Annotated in this window: 18 protein-coding genes; 11 read left to right on the top strand and 7 right to left on the bottom strand. The window is 68.5% G+C overall.

Annotated elements, in window-relative coordinates; translation table 11 throughout:
• The first annotated feature begins 93 nt into the window (after positions 1 to 93).
• From B0I29_RS00880 to B0I29_RS00860, 5 genes are read left to right on the top strand one after another with little or no spacing between them, the layout of a single operon-like run.
• A complete protein-coding gene (locus B0I29_RS00880; RefSeq protein ID WP_245972099.1) occupies positions 94 to 1,386 on the top strand; it encodes an ABC transporter substrate-binding protein in 1,293 nt (430 codons plus the stop codon).
• Between the two features lie 60 nt (positions 1,387 to 1,446).
• Complete coding sequence (locus B0I29_RS00875; protein ID WP_111646859.1) at positions 1,447 to 2,331, top strand: carbohydrate ABC transporter permease; 885 nt, start codon at positions 1,447 to 1,449, stop codon at positions 2,329 to 2,331.
• Positions 2,332 to 2,334: 3 nt separating this feature from the next.
• A complete protein-coding gene (locus B0I29_RS00870; RefSeq protein WP_111646858.1) occupies positions 2,335 to 3,150 on the top strand; it encodes a carbohydrate ABC transporter permease in 816 nt (271 codons plus the stop codon).
• Positions 3,151 to 3,186: 36 nt separating this feature from the next.
• Entirely contained in the window at positions 3,187 to 5,742 is a 2,556-nt protein-coding gene (locus tag B0I29_RS00865; RefSeq protein ID WP_245972097.1) for a glycoside hydrolase family 78 protein, read from the top strand.
• A 49-nt stretch (positions 5,743 to 5,791) separates the two neighbouring features.
• A complete protein-coding gene (locus B0I29_RS00860; protein WP_220091248.1) occupies positions 5,792 to 6,817 on the top strand; it encodes a LacI family DNA-binding transcriptional regulator in 1,026 nt (341 codons plus the stop codon).
• Here the strand turns inward: B0I29_RS00860 and B0I29_RS00855 are convergent.
• Positions 6,780 to 7,514 carry an SDR family oxidoreductase gene (locus B0I29_RS00855; protein ID WP_111646856.1) on the bottom strand — a complete coding sequence of 245 codons (735 nt, stop codon included), beginning with the start codon at positions 7,512 to 7,514 and terminating at the stop codon, positions 6,780 to 6,782. The genes B0I29_RS00860 and B0I29_RS00855 overlap by 38 nt on opposite strands.
• Positions 7,515 to 7,582: 68 nt before the next feature.
• On the opposite strand from B0I29_RS00855, the gene B0I29_RS00850 reads away from it, so the two are divergent.
• A complete protein-coding gene (locus tag B0I29_RS00850) occupies positions 7,583 to 8,587 on the top strand; it encodes an aldose epimerase family protein (RefSeq protein WP_111646855.1) in 1,005 nt (334 codons plus the stop codon).
• A 1,397-nt stretch (positions 8,588 to 9,984) separates the two neighbouring features.
• Here the strand turns inward: B0I29_RS00850 and B0I29_RS00845 are convergent.
• Positions 9,985 to 10,716, bottom strand: coding sequence for a DUF7873 family protein (locus B0I29_RS00845; protein ID WP_111646854.1), 732 nt, complete (start codon positions 10,714 to 10,716; stop codon positions 9,985 to 9,987).
• 108 nt (positions 10,717 to 10,824) lie between these two features.
• On the opposite strand from B0I29_RS00845, the gene B0I29_RS00840 reads away from it, so the two are divergent.
• Genes B0I29_RS00840 through B0I29_RS00830 form a run of 3 tightly spaced genes read left to right on the top strand, consistent with a single transcriptional unit; the run spans position 10,825 to position 13,164 of the window.
• Positions 10,825 to 11,481, top strand: coding sequence for a response regulator (locus B0I29_RS00840; RefSeq protein ID WP_111646853.1), 657 nt, complete (start codon positions 10,825 to 10,827; stop codon positions 11,479 to 11,481).
• Entirely contained in the window at positions 11,478 to 12,572 is a 1,095-nt protein-coding gene (locus tag B0I29_RS00835) for a sensor histidine kinase (RefSeq protein WP_111646852.1), read from the top strand. Before B0I29_RS00840 ends, B0I29_RS00835 begins: the two co-directional genes overlap by 4 nt.
• A gap of 10 nt (positions 12,573 to 12,582) precedes the next feature.
• On the top strand, positions 12,583 to 13,164 hold the full coding sequence (locus B0I29_RS00830) for a hypothetical protein (protein ID WP_221401707.1): 582 nt from the start codon (positions 12,583 to 12,585) through the stop codon (positions 13,162 to 13,164).
• Here the strand turns inward: B0I29_RS00830 and speB are convergent.
• The 3 genes from speB to B0I29_RS00815 are packed head-to-tail and all read right to left on the bottom strand — an operon-like array spanning position 13,148 to position 15,933.
• Positions 13,148 to 14,131, bottom strand: a complete 984-nt coding sequence (gene speB / locus B0I29_RS00825; RefSeq protein WP_245972092.1) for an agmatinase — start codon at positions 14,129 to 14,131, stop codon at positions 13,148 to 13,150. The genes B0I29_RS00830 and speB overlap by 17 nt on opposite strands.
• A 54-nt stretch (positions 14,132 to 14,185) precedes the next feature.
• Positions 14,186 to 15,286 (bottom strand): hypothetical protein, encoded by a 1,101-nt coding sequence (locus B0I29_RS00820; RefSeq protein WP_111646851.1) that lies wholly within the window; start codon positions 15,284 to 15,286, stop codon positions 14,186 to 14,188.
• 56 nt (positions 15,287 to 15,342) lie between these two features.
• Positions 15,343 to 15,933 (bottom strand): TetR/AcrR family transcriptional regulator, encoded by a 591-nt coding sequence (locus tag B0I29_RS00815; RefSeq protein WP_111646850.1) that lies wholly within the window; start codon positions 15,931 to 15,933, stop codon positions 15,343 to 15,345.
• An 80-nt stretch (positions 15,934 to 16,013) separates the two neighbouring features.
• Between B0I29_RS00815 and B0I29_RS00810 the strand changes: the two genes are divergently transcribed.
• Complete coding sequence (locus tag B0I29_RS00810; protein ID WP_111646849.1) at positions 16,014 to 16,952, top strand: LLM class F420-dependent oxidoreductase; 939 nt, start codon at positions 16,014 to 16,016, stop codon at positions 16,950 to 16,952.
• Between the two features lie 23 nt (positions 16,953 to 16,975).
• A complete protein-coding gene (locus B0I29_RS00805; RefSeq protein ID WP_111646848.1) occupies positions 16,976 to 18,340 on the top strand; it encodes a PQQ-dependent sugar dehydrogenase in 1,365 nt (454 codons plus the stop codon).
• 1 nt (position 18,341) lies between these two features.
• Here the strand turns inward: B0I29_RS00805 and B0I29_RS00800 are convergent, their stop codons facing one another.
• A complete protein-coding gene (locus B0I29_RS00800; RefSeq protein ID WP_111646847.1) occupies positions 18,342 to 19,400 on the bottom strand; it encodes a hypothetical protein in 1,059 nt (352 codons plus the stop codon).
• Positions 19,397 to 19,948, bottom strand: coding sequence for an RNA polymerase sigma factor (locus B0I29_RS00795; RefSeq protein ID WP_111646846.1), 552 nt, complete (start codon positions 19,946 to 19,948; stop codon positions 19,397 to 19,399). Before B0I29_RS00795 ends, B0I29_RS00800 begins: the two co-directional genes overlap by 4 nt.
• Between the last annotated feature and the right edge of the window lie 11 nt (positions 19,949 to 19,959).

The raw sequence follows: 19,959 nt of genomic DNA, 5'->3' as shown, positions 1-19,959 counted from the left end.
TATTGGTGTGACCTTCTTGACGTTCCGGACCCACGCACCGACTCTTTAGACGCTTCAAAAACGAGACTTCACCGCGGTCGTCTAGGAGGACCTGTGGCATCCCACTTCAAGCCCAAGCACCTGATGGCGGCGGCCGGTGCCGTCGCTCTCGTCCTGTCCACCGCGGCCTGCGGTGGCAGCAGCGACAGCGGCTCCACCACCGCCAAGAACTTCTCTTTTCTGGCGATCAACGAGAACACCACGATCGCCAAGACGCTCACCACGCTGAGCCAGAAGGAATGCGCCACCCAGAACACCGCGCAGCCCCTGGAGATCAAGAACCAGGCGCAGGCCAGCCTCGACCAGCAGCTCCAGCTGCTCGCCGGCCAGGGCGCCCTGCCGCAGCTGTTCACCGCGGCCAACGCGCCGTCGCTGACCAGCCAGCTCGCCGACAACGGCACGGTGCTGGACGCCGCCGCGGTCTCGGAGAGTGTGCTGCCCGCCGCCTCCTCCACGATCAAGAGCCTGTACGACGGCAAGCAGCTGGTGCTGCCGACCGAGCTGAACATCGAGGGCATCTGGTACAACAAGAAGCTCCTCACCGACAACGGCATCACCACCGTGCCGTCCACCTGGGAAGATCTGGTCGCGGCGTTCGCGAAGCTGCAGGGCGCCGGCGTCCAGCCGATCTCGCAGGCCGGCAAGGGTGGCGACGGGTGGGGCGTGACCCGCTGGGTCGGCAACTACATCCTTCGCCAGCAGGGCCCGGACGCGCTGAAGAAGGTCGCCGACGGATCGGCCAAGCTCACCGACCCGCAGTACGTCGCGGCCGCCGACGCCATCGCCGCCCTCGGCAAGGCCGGTTACTTCGGCAAGTCGCCCACCTCGATCGACTACGCGACCGCGCTGAACACGTTCCTCACCGGCAAGGCCGCCTTCATCTACATGGGTTCCTGGGCATTGTCGGACTTCAACGACGAGACCAAGAACAAGATCGGCGTGGACAACGTCGGCTTCCTGAAGTTCCCGACCGTCGCGGGCGGCGTCGGCACCGCTGACCAGATGCCCGCGAACGTCGGTACCGCGGTCGCCATCTCGAAGAAGGCCTACGAGGGTGACGCGAACACCCAGGCCTGGGTCAAGTGCATCGTCGACAACTACGGCACGGTGGCGCTGCGCGACTCCAGCCAGATCACCGGCTTCACGACCGACAGCGCGGTCGAGGTTCCGGCACTGACCAAGGAGATCCAGACCGAGATCGGCAACGTGCAGAGCAGCGTCCTCTGGTTCGAGGGCTACTTCTCCGCGAAGGCGACCACGGTCAGCCAGAGCAACGGCGGCCTGCTCGGCAGCGGTCAGCTCACCGGCGAGAAGTTCATGCAGACCGTCACCGCCAACCTGGGCTGAGCACGCGGGAGCCGGCGTTGCTGGAAAAGCAGCGCCGGCTTCCGACAAGAAAGGACCCGCATGCACAGCGTGCTCGGCGATCGGAAATCGGTCGCCATCCTCCTCGGACCGGCCCTGCTGGTCTATTCCCTGATCATGCTGGTGCCGATGCTGTGGTCGCTCGGCTACACGTTCTTCACCGGCAGCGTCATCTCCGGGTTCACCTGGGCCGGCACCGCCAACTTCAGCAAGCTCTTCGACGACCCCGCACTGCCCGACGCACTCTGGTTCACCGTGAAATACGCGGTCGTCATCACGGTCGGCCAGGTTCTCGTCGGTTACCTGCTGGCCCTTCTCTACGTGTACTTCTTGCGCCGGGCCGGCTCGGTCATTCGTACCCTCGTCTTCTTCCCGGTCGTTCTGCCCACGGTCGCGGTTGCCTTGCTCTTCCAGAAATTCTTTGAGTACGCCCCACAGACCGGCCCGGTCAACGCGGTGATCGAGGCGTTCGGCGGCACCGGCGTCGACTGGTTCAGCACACCCGGTCACGCGTTCCTGGTGGTGGCGCTGATGGACATCTGGCGGTCGATGGGTTTCTACGCGGTCCTGCTCTACGCCGGTCTGCTGGACATCCCGGACGAGATGATGGAGGCCGCGTCGATGGACGGCGCCGGCACCTGGCGGCAGATCCGCAGCATCGTCCTGCCACTGTCCCTGCCGGTGCTGGTGTCCTCGCTGGTGTTCAGCATCAACGGCACGCTGAAGGCGTTCGACTCGATCTACGCGCTCACCGGTGGCGGGCCGGGCAGCGCCACCACGCCGCTGACGCTGTACATGTACCAGACCTCGTTCGCCTACGGCGATTACGGCTATGGCTCGACGATCGCGCTCACGCTGACGATGCTCTGCCTGCTGGTCACCATCTTCATCTTCCGCGGCACCCGCCGCGATCTGGCGCAGGGGTAAACGATGAAACGGATCCCCGGATATCTCTGCGTGGCACTGCTGCTGCTCGTTGTCACGTACCCATTGGTCTGGCTCTTTCTGGGTTCTTTCAAGACCCAGGACGAGTTCCTGAACAATCCGACCACCGCGTTGCCGGAGAGCTTCACGAATTTCGCCAACTACACGCAGGCCTGGTCGGCGGTGGCGACGTATCTGCAGAACTCGCTGCTCACCGTTCTGCCCAGCCTCGCGCTGATCGTGGTGTTCGGCACGGCGGCCGGTTTCGCCCTCGAGGTGCTGGTCTGGAAAGGCCGGCAGACCACGCTGATGCTGTTCCTGGCCGGCATCATGATTCCCGGCCAGATGATTCTGCTGCCGCTGTTCACCATCTATTTCAACCTGCATCTGACCGGCACGCTCTGGCCGCTCATCATCACCTACACCGCGATCGGCCTGCCGCTCACGGTGTTCATGATGGCCACCTATTTCCGGGCCATTCCCCGGGAGGTGTTCGAGGCCGCGGCCATCGACGGAGCGAGCGTCATCCGCTCGTTCGTCTCGGTCGGTTTCCCGATGATGCGCAACTCGGTGCTGACGATCGCGCTGGTGCAGTTCTTCTTCCTCTGGAACGACCTGCTGATCGCTCTGACATTCACCACCGACGACAGCAAACGCACCGTGCAGGTCGGCCTGCTCAATTTCACCGGCCAGTTCGGCGTCGTCGAGTACGGCCCGACCTTCGCGGCCATCTGCATCAACGTGTTGCTGATTCTGGCCATCTACATCTTCCTCAACCAGCGGGTCATGCGCGGCCTGGCGGCCGGCGCGGTGAAGGGTTAAAGAGCGTTGTCCGTACCGAATTCCTGGGGTACGCGCGTGCGTGCGCCCCGCATCGAGCACCACACCCGGCCCATCGGCATCGGTGAATGCGTTCCACGCCTGTCCTGGCAGGTGGAGACGGATCAGCCGGGCTGGCGCCAGCAGGCATACGAGATCCAGGGCGACGGCTGGACCAGTGGCCGGATCGACGCCGCCGACAGCGTCCTGGTGCCCTGGCCCGGCCCCGCGCTCGTCTCCCGCGAAAGAGTCGAGATCCGGGTCCGCGTCTGGGCCGAAGGCTCCTCGGAGCCGACCGCCTGGAGCCCGCCGACCGCTGTCGAGGCCGGCCTGCTCGATCCAGGGGAGTGGCAGGCACTCTTCGTCGGCTCCGCCGACATCAGCCAGGGCGATCGTCGCCCCATCTTGCTGCGACGCGATTTCTCGGTACGCCCCGACCTCATCCAAGCCCGTGTGTACGCGACCGCGAGCGGCGTCTACGAGTTGGAACTCAACGGCGAACGTGCTGGTGACGACGTGCTCGCACCCGGCTGGACGAGTTACCACCACCGGCTGAACTACCAGACCTACGACGTCACCGGGCTGCTCCGCCCCGGGGCCAACACGATCACCGGGTGGCTGGCCGACGGCTGGTGGCGCGGCGAATTCGGGTGGAACCGGGTCGGCGAACGCTACGGCTCCGACACCGCCCTGATGGCCCAGCTGGAACTCGTGTACGCCGACGGAACCGTCGAGCGGGTCGTCACCGACGACAGCTGGACCTGGGCTTACGGGCCGATCCTGAGCTCCAGCATCTATGACGGCGAACGATACGACGCTCGGGTCGAGGCGGGCGGTTGGTCACGCGTACAGAAGAAGGAAGGTCCTGAGGGTGAGTTGATCTCCCCGGCTGGACCACCGGTGCGGCGTGTCGAGGAGCTGGCGCCGGTGTCGGTGCGGCGGGTCGATGACGACACGCACCTGCTCGATTTCGGTCAGAACCTTGCCGGGCGGCTGCGGATCACGGTGGCCGGGCCGGCCGGGACCGAGATCGGGATGCGGCATGCCGAGGTTCTGGAGGACGGGCGGCTCTGTCTGCGCCCGATCCGCACGGCTGATGCGCACGATGTATATGTGCTGGCCGGCGACGGGGTGGAGACGTGGGAGCCGCGGTTCACCTATCACGGTTTCCGGTACGCCGAGATCACCGGCTGGCCGGGTTCGCTCGACGCCGGCTCTGTGGTGGCCGTGGTCTGTCACGACGACATGATCGAGACCGGACAGTTCGCCTGCTCCGATCCGCTGCTGGAACGGCTGCACGAGAACGTGCGGTGGAGCATGCGGGACAACTTCGTCTCGGTGCCGACCGACTGCCCGCAGCGCGACGAACGCCTCGGCTGGACCGGTGACCTGCAGGTCTTCGCGCCCACGGCGGCCTTCCTCTACGACGTGACCGGCAAGATCGGCGACTGGCTGGCCGACGTCGCCGCGGAGACCGGCGACGACGGCCTGGTCCCGCTGTACGTGCCGCACATTCCGACGTCGTTCCCACAGTTCCACTGCGCGGTCTGGGGCGATGTCACCACCGTGGTGCCGCTCGTGCTGCTCGATCTATCCGGCGACACGAACCCGGTGGTGGCCGGGTACGAGACGGCCCAGCGCTGGGTGGAGGGCTGCCGGCGGTTGCTGAACGAGCGCGACGTGATCGACTCGGGGATGCAGCTCGGTGACTGGCTCGACCCGGCCGCGCCGTCCGACGCGCCGGCGCAGGCGCGCACCGATCCCTACCTGGTCGCCACCGCCTACCTGGCCTACTCGGCGCGGCTGCTGGCCCGGCAGGCGCGGCTCGTCGGCAAGGACGACGACGAGGTCCGGTACGCGGAGTTGGCGGAAGCGGTGACGCTCGGTTTCCGCCGGGAGTTCGCGACCGCGTCCGGCCGCTGTGTCTCGGACACCCAGACGGCATACGCCCTGGCGATCTGTTTCGGTCTGCTTCCCGCCGAGCAGCGGGTGCACGCCGGTGATCGGCTGGCCCAGCTGGTGCGGGAGGCGGAGTTCCGGATCGGCACCGGGTTCGCCGGCACGCCGCTGGTGCTGGACGCGCTGACCGACACCGGCCATCTGGAGGAGGCGTACCGGCTGCTGCTGTCGCGCGACTGCCCGTCCTGGCTGTACCCGGTCACGATGGGCGCCACCACGATCTGGGAACGCTGGGACAGCATGCTCCCGGACGGCACGATCAACCCGGGCAACATGACGTCGTTCAATCACTACGCCCTCGGGGCGGTCGCCGACTGGATGCACCGGGTGGTGGGCGGGCTGGCGCCGGCCGCGCCCGGTTACCGGTCGATGCTGGTGCGTCCGCGGCCCGGCGGCGGGCTGTCGTCCGCGTCGGCGCGGCACCTGACGCCGTATGGTCCGGCCGAGGTTTCGTGGCGGCGATCCGGCGGGAAACTGCTGGTCGACGTGGTGGTTCCACCCGGCTGCGATGCCACGGTGGATCTTCCGGGCTCTTCTCCCGTCGCGGTTCTCTCCGGACGGCATCACTTCGAGGTCGACCATCTCGGACCCGACGCGGACCCGTTGTCGCCGTTGCCGCCGCGCCAACGGTTCTGAATCTCTCCCGTACGCTTTAATCCGGTTTTGAATTTTAGAGAGGACGGCGGTGGCCCGCGCGACGATCCGGGACGTGGCCCGCGTGGCCGGCGTTTCCGACGGCACGGTCAGCAATACGCTGAACCGGCCGCACCTGGTCAACGCCGAAACCCGGGAACGGGTCCAGCAGGCCATGGCAGCCGTGGGGTACGTGCCGAACGCGGCGGCCCGCGCCCTGCGGGTCGGTCGCAGCCGCACCATCGGGCTGGTCGTCCTCGACTTCGGCAACCCGTTCTTCGCCGAGGTGGCGGCCGGCGCTGAGCAGGCCGCCACCGATGCCGGCGCTGATGTGGCGCTGTTCAACACCGGCATCGGCCGGCACGCCCGGGAGAGCCGGCTGCTGCACCGCCTCGCCGAACGCCGGCTCGATGGGCTGATCATCACGCCCAACGACGTCGACGATCCGCTGCTGGCGGTCATCGAGGAGCGGGGCACGCCGGTGGTCGTCCTCGCCCGCGAAGTGCCGAGCCGTCGCCGCAGCGCGGTACGCAGCGACGACGTGCTCGGCGGCGAGCTGGCGGCACGGCACCTGCTCGAAAACGGTCACCGGCATCTCGCGTACGCCGGATGGCGGCACGACGAGCGGTACATCGGCGCCGTCCACGCGACCGGCGCGGCCGGTGCCCGGCTCACCTGGATCGGCACCGCCAGTGACGGGTTCGCCGACGGGCTCGCGGCCGGTGAGCGCCTCACCGCGCTGCCGGCCGAGGACCGGCCCAGCGCGGTCTTCTGCGCGAATGACCTGATCGCCACCGGTCTCGTGCAGTCGGTGACCCACCGGGGCCTGCGGATCCCGTCGGATCTCGCGGTGGTCGGTTTCGACGACACCGAGCTGGCCAGCGCGGCCTGCGCCGTCGGGCTGACCAGCGTGCACCAGCCGGCGGCGGAGATCGGCCGGGCCGCTGTCCGCCTGGTCCTGGACGAGATGAACAACCCGGGGCGGGTCGCTCAGGACGTGGTGTTCGCCCCGGAGCTGGTGGTCCGGGAGTCGACGGGTCCTATCGTGTCAGCCAGTCGCGGTACGACGTCTGCGTGATCACGGCACCTTCCTTCGCGATCAGGACGTCGCCCTTCATGGCCGCGAACATGCCGGCGGCCGGATCGGTGATCACCGTACGGTTGTCGTCGCGGGCGGCCAGCGTGATCCGGCCGAGCTCGTCGAGGGTGAACACGTCCGGGCCGGCGATGTCGCGGATCGCGTTGAGCGGCGGGTTCACTGCCACGTCGGCCACGGCTCCTGCTACATCCGCTGCGGCGATGGGCTGGATCGGGGTGGCCGGTAGGCGTACCGAAGTGTCGTCGGAAGTCCAGGACAGCACCGATGCGACGAACTCGAAGAACTGGGTGGCGCGGACGATCGAGTACGGCACCGGGCCCGTTTCGAGGATCTCCTCCTGGAGGGCCTTCGCCCGGTAGTAGTCCAGGTCCGGCACCTGGTCGACGCCGACGATCGACAGGATGACAGCGTGGCCGACCTTGGCCTTGGCCGCCTCGCTGAGCAGGTTGTCCATTGTCGTCCGGAAGAACGCGGGGGAGGCGTCGTCGAAGGTCGGCGAGTTGGTCAGGTTGACCACCACGTCGGCGCCGGCGAGTGCTTCCGGCAGGCCCGCGCCGGTGAGCAGGTTCAGGCCGGTGGAGGTGGAGTGGGGGACGGCCTCGTGGCCCTGCGCCTGGAGGATCGTGACGACCTGGGAGCCGATGAGGCCGGTGCCACCGATGACTGAGATCTTCATGCAGGCTATGACAGGGCGGCCCGCCGGTTTGTGACACGCCTCGTCGGGCGTCTGTAAGATCCGTCGGCATGTCGGCCGACCAGTATGAATTGACAAACCCGAATGGGATGCGCGTTCGGGTCCTCGGATATGGCGGGATCATCCAGTCCGTCGAGGTTCCGGATCGGGACGGCGTTTTCGCGAACGTCGCGCTGGGGTTCGCCGACGTGCAGGGATATAGGGACCACCCGGGGCCGTATTTCGGGGCGATCATCGGTCGGTTCGGCAACCGGATCGCTAAAGGACGGTTCACGCTGGACGGTTCTGAGTACTCGGTGCCGCTGAACAACGGTCCGAACAGTCTGCACGGTGGACTTTCCGGATTTGACCGGCAAAGCTGGAAATGTCAGCAGGTTGAGGGTTCTTTGACCCTTAGCCACGTCAGCCCGGACGGTGACCAGGGCTACCCCGGCGAGCTGTCGGTGACCGTCACCTACACGCTGACCAGCGACAACGCTTTGCGGATCGACTATGCGGCGGTCACCGACGCGCCGACCGTGGTGAACCTGACGAACCACAGCTACTTCAACCTGGCCGGTGCCGGTTCCGGGGATGTCTACGGGCACCTCATGCAGATCCACGCCGACGGCTTCCTGCCCGTGGACGCGGGCCTGATCCCGTCCGGCGAGATCGCGCCGGTCGACGGCACCGCGATGGACTTCCGCGAGCCGATCGCGATCGGTGCCCGAATCCGCAGCAACGAGGAACAGTTGCTGCTGGGCGGTGGCTATGACCACAACTGGGTGCTCCGAGGCTCGGGCCTCCGTGAGGTAGCCCGGGTAGTCGAGCCGGTCCACGGGCGGACCCTGACAGTGCTGACCACCGAGCCGGGCGTCCAGTTCTACTCCGGCAACTTCCTGACCGGCACGTTCGCGGGAGCGGGCGGAGCGGCGTACCGCCAGGGCGACGGCTTCGCCCTGGAAACCCAGCACTTCCCGGACTCGCCGAACCACCCCGCATTCCCGTCGACAACGCTGCTCCCCGGCGCGACCTACACCTCCACCACCATCTACGACTTCGGCACAACCGCCTAGCTCTCGCCGCCGCCCCCGCCCTGGCTGCCCCCTGCCGGTTCCCCGGCTGGATCTTGAGCGACTTTCGACCCTCAGGTGTGGAAGATCGCTCAAGATTTAGGGCGGATGCCGGACCTGCCCGACGCGGCAGCTCGCGGTGGGAGGCGTTGTTCAGACCTCGTACGGTTCGGCCATCCGATCGCCCGCGAACTCCGGAGTAGCCGGGTGGCCGCCGCCCGCCGCGCCGCGCCGCGCCGTGGCGTGGCGTGGCGTGGCGTGGCGTGGCGTGGCGTGGCGTGGCGTGGCGTGTCGATTTCGGGCGGTCGGTGGGCTCTTTGGTGACGCGCTGCTACCGCGAGAGCGGAGAGTGCTGGCTTTGTGGAGACCTGTGGGGGTCAGAGCACCCGCGGGTCTCCAAGATCAGGCCGGCACCCCTTGCCGGGAGCCCACCCTCCGTGACAGTCCGGCGAGACGAGTACCGCCGGCAGTCCGCCCGAGCCGCAGCTAGTGCGTTGACCACGAACGTTCGCCGGAAACGTGCCTGATCGGCGATGGAACTCACCAGCGCGTCGCTCAGCGCGATCTTGTCGAGTTGTGCGGACCGTTCGCGGCAAACTCCTCAAGATCGACCAGCCATCGACCAGCCGTAGCTCAGATAGGTCATCAGCCCCGATGACCTATCTGAGCTACGGCTCGCACTGGCGGCCGGGCCGGGTCCGGGTGGTGGGGACGAGGGCATCACGCCGCGAGCGGCCCCGCCCGGTGTGTGTCGATTTGAGGTGCGTATCGAACCCGGAATCGACACAGGCAGGGTGATCCGCGTGGTGTGTGTCGGCTTGGGGTGCGGATCGCACCCCAACTCGACACAGAACGGGGAGCGCGCGGCCGACGTGGCGCGGCTGCTTTGCGATCTTGGGTGGCTTTCTGCCTTCTGGTGTGGAGGATCGCTCAAGATTTAGAGGGGAACGGGCTACCGCCGGCGTTGGATGTGGCGAGGCCCGGGGATATGGCCAATCCCCGGGCCTCTGGTTACCACTGAATTGCACACACCAGCACGTTTAAGAGCCGGGATCATTCATAACGACATCGGGTTTTGCCTTTAAACTACCGCCGCTCGAAGCGCGGCGGACCGGACTTGAACCGGCATCCGCTGTCTCCGTCCCTGGCCGGTCGATCTGGTGATCAGTGGTGAATGCTGACATTGGAGCGAGAATCTGAAATTTAGTCCGGCTGCCTCTGCCAGTTGGGCTACCCCCGCGTGGATGGTGCGGGGAGCGGGACTCGAACCCGCACTGGGACCGGAGCGATCAGTTTCAGCCTGAGCTGTCAGCTTCACGCGGCCACCCCGACGTAAACGCCGAAACGCCGCGCACCCCCGCGCTCCCACGGGGGAATCCATGACGGTAACCGAAGACCGGTTACCCGAAGAGATAACCGAAGACAGCCGCGCCCACCCGCTGGTCCACAGCCTCGGTGTTGTTCGCCTCCTCGCGGGCGAACTTCACCGCCGTCTGCAGCGCGAGCACCCGTTCCAGCAGCTCGTTGACCCGCCGGGCCGGCAGTGCACCGGAGAACTTCACCGTCGTCCAGTACCCGACCGTGACGTCCTCGTAGTACACCTCGACCTGCGCCGGGTGCTTCTCAGTCGCTTCGGCCTTCACGTGGTTACGGGGCACCTTCTTGGTGCGGTTGGTCCGCACCGGTTCGGTACGCCAGCTGTCCGTGGAGTCGTCACGCTGCCACGACTCGGCGGCGTCGAGGACCGGCAGCTTCTTCACAAAAGTGTGCATGTCGACGAGCTGCTTTTCGAGGAACAGCAGGTAGGTCACCGGAACCTGGGCGGCGATGGTGCGGCCGTCGACCACCACGTCGGCGCGGGCCACGCAGTTCGTCCAGTCCTTCGTCGCGGTCACGTCGAAGAGCCGGGTGAGCGTGGTCGCCACGTCCCGCAGGATCTCCTCACCCTTGATCTGCACCCGCGTCGACTCGGCGGGCAGCTGCTCGCCCTCTTCGTCCTTCGGCTGGTACGTCCGGGAGATGCCGGCGAGCGGCCCGGTCTTCTGCACGGCGTGGTGGGCGTCGCTCAAGTCGGCGAACGACTTGCTCTTGACGCCCTTCTCCACGGCGATGATCTGGTTGAGCTTCGGCACGATGCCCCCTAACGGAGCCGAAAAGCACGACAGGGCGGAAAAGTAACACCCTCGTGCCACATCACTCGACCGGTTTATCCCGTGCCGACCACGCCCAATTAAGATCGAATGGTGATCCGGGTGGTCGTGGTCGACGACGAGGCGCTGGTCCGCTCCGGTTTCGACCTGATCCTGAGCGCGGCCCCCGACCTCGCCGTCGTCGCGACCGCGACCGGTGGCGAAGCGCTCGACGTGATCCGTGAGCACCGGCCGGACGTGGTGCTCCTCGACATCCGGATGCCGGACGTCGACGGCCTCACGATCCTGGGTCACATCCGTGCCTTCGACGATCCGCCGGCCGTGGCGATGCTGACGACGTTCGACGCGGACGAATACGTGGTGGCGGCCCTCGACCGCGGGGCTGCCGGGTTCCTTCTCAAGGACACTGATCCCGAGCAGCTCGCGCAGTTCGTGCGTACCCTCGCTGGGGGTGGTGTGGTCCTGGCGCCGAAGGCGTCGCGGACGCTGTTGCGCAACTTGCCCGCGAGCGCGACCACCGACGGTGGTGACCGGATGGGACGGCTCTCCGAGCCGGAGCGTGACGTGTTGCGGCTGCTGGCGCAGGGTTTGTCGAACGCGGAGATCGGGGTGCGCCTGCATCTCGGCACCGGCACCGTGCGTGACCATGTGAGCGTGGTCCTGGAGAAGCTGCGGGTGTCCGGCCGGGTGCAAGCCGCACTGCTCGCCCAAAAAGCACAAAAAGCTGAAAAAGTCGAAAAGCCGTGAAGAAAATTCTGATCGATATCGGTCTGATCGCCCTCGCCGGGCTCGATATCTGGTTCAACCCGCTCACCGGCAAACCTCTCGGCATCGCCGTCGCCGTTCTCGGCTGTGCGGCTCTCGCGCTGCGCCGCCGGTTCCCGCTGCTCGTCGTCGTGCTCACCCTGCCGGCCGCGCTGGTTCAGGGTGCGCTGGTCGCGCCGTTCGCCGCGCTGTACGCCCTGGCCGTCCGCTCCCGCGACCGCCGCCTGCTGATCGCCTGCGTCGCGGTGTCCGCGGTGATCGGCGCGATTCCGTCGCCGCTCGACGAGGACCCCGGCGACCTGGCCGGCACCCTGATCTATTTCGGTTACACCCTGGCGACCTCGGCGTTCCCGGTGGTGCTCGGCCAGCTCGTGCAGACCCGGCAGGAGCTACGGCAGCGGCTCGTGGAGATCGAGGACGCCAAGGAGCACGAGCGCGTTCTGCACGCTCAGGCGATCCTGGCCAGCGAGCGCGCCCAGCTGGCCCGGGAGATGCACGACGTGGTGTCGCACCAGGTCAGCCTGATCGCCGTGCAGGCGGGCGCGTTGCAGGTCGCGGCCGGTGACGATCGCACCCGGGAGGCGGCGCGGGTGATCCGCTCGCTGAGCGTCGGCACCCTCGACGAGCTGCGGACCATGGTGACGCTGCTGCGCGCGTCCGGCGACGACACCACCGAACTCGCGCCGCAACCCACCCTCGCCGACCTGCGCACGCTGGTCGCGAACAGCGGCATCTCGGTCACCCTGAGCGGCGACCTCGCCCTCAGCGTGGGTACGCCTTCACAGCGCGCCATCTACCGTACGGTCCAAGAGGCCCTCACCAACGTCCGCAAACACGCTCCGGGTGCGTCGGCGACCGTGGAGTTGTGGCAGGACGGCAACGACGTCGGCGTGACGGTGACCAACACCGCGCCGTCACGGCCCTCGCTGCCGCTGCCCGGCGCCCGTCAGGGACTGGTCGGCCTCCAGGAGCGTGCCGAGATCCTGCACGGCAGCTTCGAGTCCGGTCCCGTCGAGGGCGGTGGCTTCCAGGTGCGGATGAAGTTACCCATCCTCGCCGACCAGGTCGGGTAATGTCCGTTTAGTGACAATCACCGTGCCGGCGGGGAGCAGCCTCACCCTCCGCTGCCCCGGTTCGGAAGCCATCGTCCTGGTCACCCTCGCCGAGGTGAAGGCGGCCTTCGTCGAGGAGCTGCCACCGATCCCGGTGCTGAGCCTGGACGGCCCTGGGGTACGCCGTATCGGCGTCCTCGAACTCGTCACCAGCGCCGGCGTCACGTGGGTCGAGGGCGAGATGCGCGACGACCTGCTCCGGGTCATCGGCGACGCACCGGCCGGGGTGGTGCAGCGGCGTACCTCGGTCCGGCAGTCCGGCCCGTTCCCGGCGGACGGCACCGCCCAGGTGGTGACGGCGGAGAGCCGCCGGCTGGTCTCGCTGGCCGGCCGGGTCGAGGACATCTCGTCGGACGGGCTGCTGATGCGGGCCGACGTGCCGTCCCTGCCGTACGGCATCGAGCGCCTGCTGCTGCACCTGAGCATGCCGTGGGGCGAGATGACCGCCGCGGTCACCGTCGTCGATCAGCGCGCCGACCTGCTGCGCGGCACGTTCGAATGGGTCGAGCCGGGCGCCGCCGACGCATTGGCGGCGTTCATGGCCTCCCGATGACGGCCATCGCGGAGAGCAGCTCGTAACCGGCGTGCGCCGCCGCTATCCCGGTGATCTCCGCGTGGTCGTACGCGGGCGCGACCTCGACGATGTCCCCGCCGACCAGGTTCAGCCCGGCGAACGACCGCAGGATCGCCAGCAGTTCCCGGCTGGTCAGCCCGCCGGCCTCGGGTGTGCCGGTGCCCGGTGCGAACGCCGGGTCCAGCACGTCGATGTCGACCGACACGTAGACCGGCCGATCCCGGACCCGCTCCACGATTCGCTCGATCACCCCGCGTACGCCGATGTCGTCCATCTCGTGGCTGTGCACGATCTGGAAGCCGAGTTCGACGTCGTCGGTCAGATCCTTGCTGGAGTACAGCGGTCCCCGGGTGCCGACGTGCAGACAACCGGACCCGTCGAGAAGCCCTTCCTCGGCGGCCCGCCGGAACGGGGTGCCGTGGGTGTACGCGGCGCCGAAGTACGAATCCCAGGTGTCCAGATGCGCGTCGAAGTGCACCACCGCGATCGGCCCGTGCCGGTGCGCCATGGCTCGCAGCACCGGCAGTGCGATGGTGTGGTCGCCACCGACCGTGAGCAGCCGGTCGGCGCGTTCCAACATCCCGTGCGCCCCGCGTTCGATCGCGGTGATCGCGTCGTCCAGGAAGAACGGGTTCACCGCGAGGTCACCGGCGTCGACCACCTGGAGCCGCCCGAACGGCTCGACATCCAGCGCCGGGTTGTACGGGCGTAACAGCCGCGACGACTCCCGTACGTGCGCCGGGCCGAACCGGGCGCCGGGGCGGTAACTGACCCCGGAGTCGAAGGGCACGCCCATCACGGCGACGTCGACGTCGGAGACCTCGTCGATGCGGGGGAGCCGGGCGAACGTGGCGGGTCCGGCGAAGCGCGGTACGGCGCCGGCGTCGACGGGCCCGACCCGGCTGCCGGAGAGGACGCGCAGGGGCCGGGACTCAGCAGCAGGCACAGCATGATCCTTTCGTCTGCCCCGGCCATGGCAAACGAGGGCACTGTGAAGGGCTCAGTCCTTGCTGATCTCCAGTGAGTGCATCCCCGCCTGAGCGTCGATGTCCAGGCCGGCGCGGTCGTCGAGGTCGCCGGAGCGGACCGTCACGCCGGCGCCGACACCTCCCTCGTGCCGGCCGTACACCGCGACGTCGCCCGCCCCGCTGCCCACCCGGATGCGCGCCGGCACCTTCGCGGCCGTGGTGATCCGCCAGGTGTGCACGCCGCCGGTCATCCGGATCGGCACGGTATCCGCGAGCCGGCCAAGCGCGACGTCGATCTGCTGAGCGCCGCCGTCCAGGTCGACCCTGCTCACCGTACCGGCAGAAGTGTCGAATGTGGCCTGATGGACCCCGGCGGACATTCGCAGATGCCAGACGATCCGGTCGCTGAGCAGCACTTTCAGCTTGCCGGAACCGGATCCGGTCGATGTCGTGGAGACGCTCAGAACGTCATCTTCGAAGCTGGTCTCGACGTCGAGGCCGGAGTCGTCGGGGGTGCTGACCCGGAAGTTCGCGTCGTCGAGGGAGGTGAGGCGCACGGTCAGCTCGGTGACCCCGGTGGTCAACTCGAAGCGAGCGGCGTCGATCGAGGGCGGCGCGGGAGGGGCCGGCGCGGTCGTGGTGCGAGCGGGGCGAGAAGACACCGGGGCGGACGGCACAACCGAGGGGGCGGGCTCGACGGGAACGGCGGCGGTCGGCGCGACGGTGGAAGGGACGATCAGCGGCGGAGCCGCCGCCGGGATCCGCGCGTGCTGTTGCTCGTCCTGCCGGGCCAGCGGTCGCACCGCCAGGGCCGTGCCACCGACGATCAGCAGCGCGAGCACGCCGATGAGCAGCGCCGGCCGCCGGCGATCGGGGTTCGCGGGAGGCGACGACACCGGGCTGGGCGGCAACGGGAGGGCGGGCGGCAGGATGCGGGAGGCGGCCTGGCGTTCGGCGGATTTGCGCGCCTCGGCGGCAGACATGCGTCGCTGCGGCGCATCGGGCCAGTAGTCACCGATGTCCGGCCAGTTGATGCCCGCTGTCTGCGGATCCATCGACCCCTCGGCGTGCCCCGGAACATATCCGGCGATCCGCAGAGAGGGCTCATCCTCAGGGTGGTTCATCCGTTCCACGTGCGCCCCTTCGCCGTGATCCTCCGTGGAAGGTACGGCGACGGAGCGTACAAGGTTCAATCCGTAGTGAGAGCATGTGCCGCTTCGACCGCGCGGTTCGCGATGTCGTCCGCGGTCCGGGCGTTGCGGGCGAAGAAGCCGTCCGCGAACAGCGACGTGTACCCGTGCGCCACCGCGATCGTCGCCTCCACGAGCAGCATGACGTCCTCGTGCGATCCGGTGTGGGTGGCCGCCGCGAGATCGAGCAGCGTGGACATGAGTGCCCGGGTCTGTTCGCGGCGGGCATCGTCGGCCACCTCGTACAGCTCGGTGGCGAAGATGACGTGGAACCCGGCGCCGGTACGGGTGACGTATCGGACGTACGCGCCGGCCGCCGCGGCGAGCCGGTCCGCCGGGTCGGGGCCGGCCGCGTCGGCCGCACTGCCGATGGCGTCGCGCAGGTCGCGGGCGGCGGCCGCGGAGACCGCGCTGAGCAGGTGGTCGCGGTCCGGGAAATGCCGGTACGGCGCGGCCGAGCTGACCTGCAGCCGGCGGGCCACGGCGGCCACCGAGAAACGCCGCAGACCATTCTCGGCCAGTACCTCGAAACTGGCCTCGATCAGCGCCGCGCGCAGGTCACCATGGTGGTAGCTCCGGCCCGGCGACATGTCGGCCTCCTCGCTTGCGCTCGTGTAAGTAGCCTCTTACATTAGCAAGTGAGAGCTCTCTTACATCGAGTGGAGACAGTGTGAGCATCCGACTCGGATACCAGATCCCGAACTTCACCTACCCCGGTCCGGTCGAGCAGACGTTCGACACGGTGGCCGCGCAGGCCCGGGAGGCCGAGGCCGCCGGTTTCGACACCGTGCTGGTGATGGACCACCTGTACCAGCTGCCCGGCATCGGCCCGGCGGAGAACGCGATGCTCGAGGCGTACACGACCCTCGGCGCGCTCTCCCAGGTGACCTCGACGATCCAGCTTTCCACGCTGGTCACCGGTAACACGTACCGTAATCCCGCTCTTCTCGCGAAGACGGTGACCACCCTCGACGTGGTCTCGCACGGTCGCGCGATCCTGGGCATCGGCGCCGGCTGGTTCGAGCGCGAGCACCACGATTACGGCTTCGAGTTCGGCACCTTCGGCGAGCGGTTCCAGCGCCTCGAGGAGGCGCTCACCATCATCACGCCGATGCTGAAGGGTGAGCCGGCCAGCCTCGACGGCAAGTGGTACACCGCCCGCGGCGCCATGAACAATCCACGCGTCCGGGAATCCATCCCGGTCATGCTCGGCGGCTCCGGCGAGCAGAAGACGTTCCGGCTGGCGGCACGCTTCGCCGACCACATGAACGTGATCTGCGACGTCGACGACCTGGCCCGCAAGCTCGGCGTGCTGCGCGAGCGCTGCGAGGAGATCGGCCGCGACCCGGCAACGCTCGCCACGAGTTACCTGGTCATGGGCATGGTCGGCGAGGACGAGGCGGAGGCCAAGGAGCTCGGCGAGCTCATCCCCGAGGACCGCCGCAACCGCGCCTTCGTCGGCACCGCCGAGCAGGTCGCGGAGCAGCTGCACGAGAAGGTGATCGGCGCGGGCATCGGCGGGATCACCATCAACCTGATCCGCAACGGTCACCGCCCGGGCATGGTCACGAAGGTCGCCGAGGCGCTGAAACCACTCGTCTCGGCATGAAAACCCCGATCTAGACTGGGCCGATGAAGCGGATCGTGGCGGCGGCGCTCGCTGGTGGCGTGGTGCTGGGTGTGACCGGATGTTCCTCGGACGAACCGGACGCTCTGGCGGCGGCCCCCGCCGCCACCTCCGCGCCTTCGGCGTCTGCCGCGACCGAGGAGGCGACGGCGGCGGCTCTCAAGCTTTCGAGCACGACGGTACGCACGATGCCCGGCACCGCCGCCGCCCCGTTCGACACGAAACGCGAGCTGGACGCCCCGCCGGGATGGACCGTGACGGTCTGGGCCCGGGTGGAGGGCGCCCGGCTGCTCGCCTGGACACCGGACGACCGGCTGCTCGTCTCCCGGCCGAAATCCGGCGACGTGGTGATGCTGACGCCCGGCACCAGCACGGCCGCCCCGGCGCAGAAGACGCTGGTCAGCGGGCTCACCCAGCCGCACGGCCTGGCGTTCGCCGGCGACACCCTCTACCTGGCCGAGAGTGATCAGGTGGACGGCTTCACCTATGCGAACGGCGCGCTCTCCGGCGAGCGGGTCGTCGCCGACGGCCTGCCCGACGAGAAGAGCCCGGAGCTGGGCGGCGCCTACGCGCACGCGCTCAAGAGTGTTGCGGTCGGCAAGGACGGCGCGGTCTACGTCTCGATCGGCTCGACCGGAAACGTGTCCGAGGAGGACCGGGACGGCACACCGGAGCGGGCGTCGATCCTGCGTGTCCCGCCGGGCGGGGGCGCACCGGAGACGTACGCGCGCGGAGTCCGCAACGGCACCGGGCTGGCGATCGACCCGGACGGTGCGGTGTGGACCGCGGTCAACCATCGGGACAACGTCGCGTACCCGCACGACGACGACTACGACGGTGACGGCACGTCCGACCAGGGCAAGGTCATGCAGGAGTACGTCAACGACCACCCGATGGAACAGCTGGCCAAGCTGACGCCGGGGCGTGAGCTCGGCTGGCCGTACTGCAACCCGGACCCCGATCTCAAGGCCGGCAAGCTGGCGTACTCGAACCGGCCGTTCGTCCGGGACCTGCAGATGAACGCGGACGGATCCCAACTCGACTGCGCGAAACTGGCGCCGACCGAGCAGGGTTTCGGCGCGCACTCCGCGCCGCTGGGCCTCAGCTTCGGCGAGGCCGGCGGGTACGGCCCGGGGGCGTTCGCCGGGGTGCACGGTTCGTGGAACCGGGAACCGCCCCGCCCGCCGGAGGTGTCGTTCTTCGCCTGGCGCGACGGGACGCTCGGTGAACAGCAGACCCTGCTCACCGGGTTCCAGGGTGCGGACGGGTCACGCTGGGGCCGGCCGGTGATGGCCGTACAGGGCCCGGACGGGGCCCTGTACGTCAGCGACGATTACGCCGGAGCGATCTACCGGGTGGCCAAGGCCTGAATCAGCAGCCCAGGCCATCCTTGTACCAGTCGGGGACGTCGCCGTCGGCCACCTTGTCGGCGACCTCCCAGAGGACCTCGGGGTAGTCACCCGCCTCCTCCATGCCCTTGAGCACTTTCCAGTTGTGGCTGGTGCGCAGGGCAGCGGCGGCCTCCTTGACCGCGGCCTTGTCGCCCGCCTTGTCGGCGCGTTTCCACTCGGCGATCCAGTCGCAGGTGACCCGGCCGGTCACCGCGGCGGCGAACTGGTACGGGTCGTTGGCCCCGCCGTTGTCCAGCGAGGCGTAGTCGAAGTTCGGCGGCAGCGGCACGTCGGCCAGGATCTTGGTGGCCTCGCCGCGGACGTCGCCGGGCGTGATGATCTCCGGCGGCAGGGCCTTGAGGAAGGCCTCGGCGTCGACCTTCACGATGTGCGTGAGGATCTCGTCGAACGCGGCCCGGGTCCATTTCGCGTCGGTGCGCATCTCGACGAAGGTGGGTCCCTCCGCCTTCAGCATCACCGCGAAGTCGCTCGCCGAGTAGGTGAAGATGTCGGCCGGGCGGCCGGCAACGGTGGTCGCCTCCGGGGCGCTGACATCGAGGCGGTCATCGTAGTAGCTCTGGTAGTACTGATCCGGGTACCAGGTCATCTCCAGGCCGCGGCCGTCTTTCTCGAACCGGATGCTGCCGTTCTCGGTGTCGAACCCGTTGACGTACGTCGCTTTCCAGCCGGGCTGATCGATCAGCAGCCGGGGCAGGTTCTCGGCGGCCTTGAGGTCCAGCTCCCAGCCGCTGATCGCGCCGGCGCTGCCACCGGGCAGGCCGACCGGCCCGGCGTACGGCTCGGGGGGCTCGCGGCGGACCAGGGTGGAGGCGGTGACGGCGACGGCGATGACCGCGGCAGCGGCGACCGCGGCGCTCAGCCGGCGGACGAGCGTGCGGCGCAGCGGCACCGACGCGAGCTTCGGGGTGGACATGATCTCCTCCAGGAGATGCTGCTCCGCCCCCTCGAGGCGCGCGACGAGATCAGGTCGGTAGGGATCGGCGTCTCGAACCTGGCGGTCGAGGTGCTCGTCGGTCATCGTGCCTCCTTCGGGACGGGAACGGTCAGGACGTCGAGTACATGTCCGGGTGCGTCCCGCTCGTCACCGACGAGTTCCCGCAGCCGGGTCCGCGCCCGGGTCAGACGGGTACGCACCGCGGCCGGGCTCACGTCCAGGACCTCGGCGATCTCCCGTGGTTGCAGGCCCTCCCACGCGGTCAGCATGAGGACCTCACGGTCGGTCTCGGGCAGGCGTTTCAGCGCGGCGCGCACGTCCAGCCGCTGCGGCACGTCCCGGCCCGGGTCGGTGACCACGGCGGACAGGCGCTGGCGCAGCCGTTCGCCGAGGCGTTCCCGCCGGGTGCCGCCGCGGTGGTGGTTCGCCAGGACGCGGCGGGCCACCCCGTACAGCCAGAGTTTTATCTCGTCGTCGGGCGGCAGGTCGCGGCTGCGGCGCCACGCGACCAGGAAGGTCTCCGCGACCACATCCGCGGCGTCCTCCGGCTGCTCGACACGGCGAAGCGCGTACGCGAGTAGCGCATCGAAATTTCCGGCGTAGACGCGACGGAAACGATCCTCAGAGCTCACGTCTCATCCAT

Origin of the sequence: Actinoplanes lutulentus (assembly GCF_003259845.1) — a bacterium.
GTDB classification, from domain to species: Bacteria; Actinomycetota; Actinomycetes; order Mycobacteriales; family Micromonosporaceae; genus Actinoplanes; species Actinoplanes lutulentus.
This window is presented reverse-complemented; position numbering and strand designations above follow the sequence as displayed.

Bases quoted from the DNA above. Each gene is read 5' to 3' on its own strand.
- B0I29_RS00875 (WP_111646859.1), top strand. From the start codon at position 1,447: ATGCACAGCGTGCTCGGCGATCGGAAATCGGTCGCCATCCTCCTCGGA.
- B0I29_RS00800 (WP_111646847.1), bottom strand. From the start codon at position 19,400: ATGACCGACGAGCACCTCGACCGCCAGGTTCGAGACGCCGATCCCTAC.
- B0I29_RS00850 (WP_111646855.1), top strand. From the start codon at position 7,583: ATGTCGGCCGACCAGTATGAATTGACAAACCCGAATGGGATGCGCGTT.
- B0I29_RS00855 (WP_111646856.1), bottom strand. From the start codon at position 7,514: ATGAAGATCTCAGTCATCGGTGGCACCGGCCTCATCGGCTCCCAGGTC.
- B0I29_RS00870 (WP_111646858.1), top strand. From the start codon at position 2,335: ATGAAACGGATCCCCGGATATCTCTGCGTGGCACTGCTGCTGCTCGTT.
- B0I29_RS00805 (WP_111646848.1), top strand. From the start codon at position 16,976: ATGAAGCGGATCGTGGCGGCGGCGCTCGCTGGTGGCGTGGTGCTGGGT.
- B0I29_RS00815 (WP_111646850.1), bottom strand. From the start codon at position 15,933: ATGTCGCCGGGCCGGAGCTACCACCATGGTGACCTGCGCGCGGCGCTG.
- B0I29_RS00840 (WP_111646853.1), top strand. From the start codon at position 10,825: ATGGTGATCCGGGTGGTCGTGGTCGACGACGAGGCGCTGGTCCGCTCC.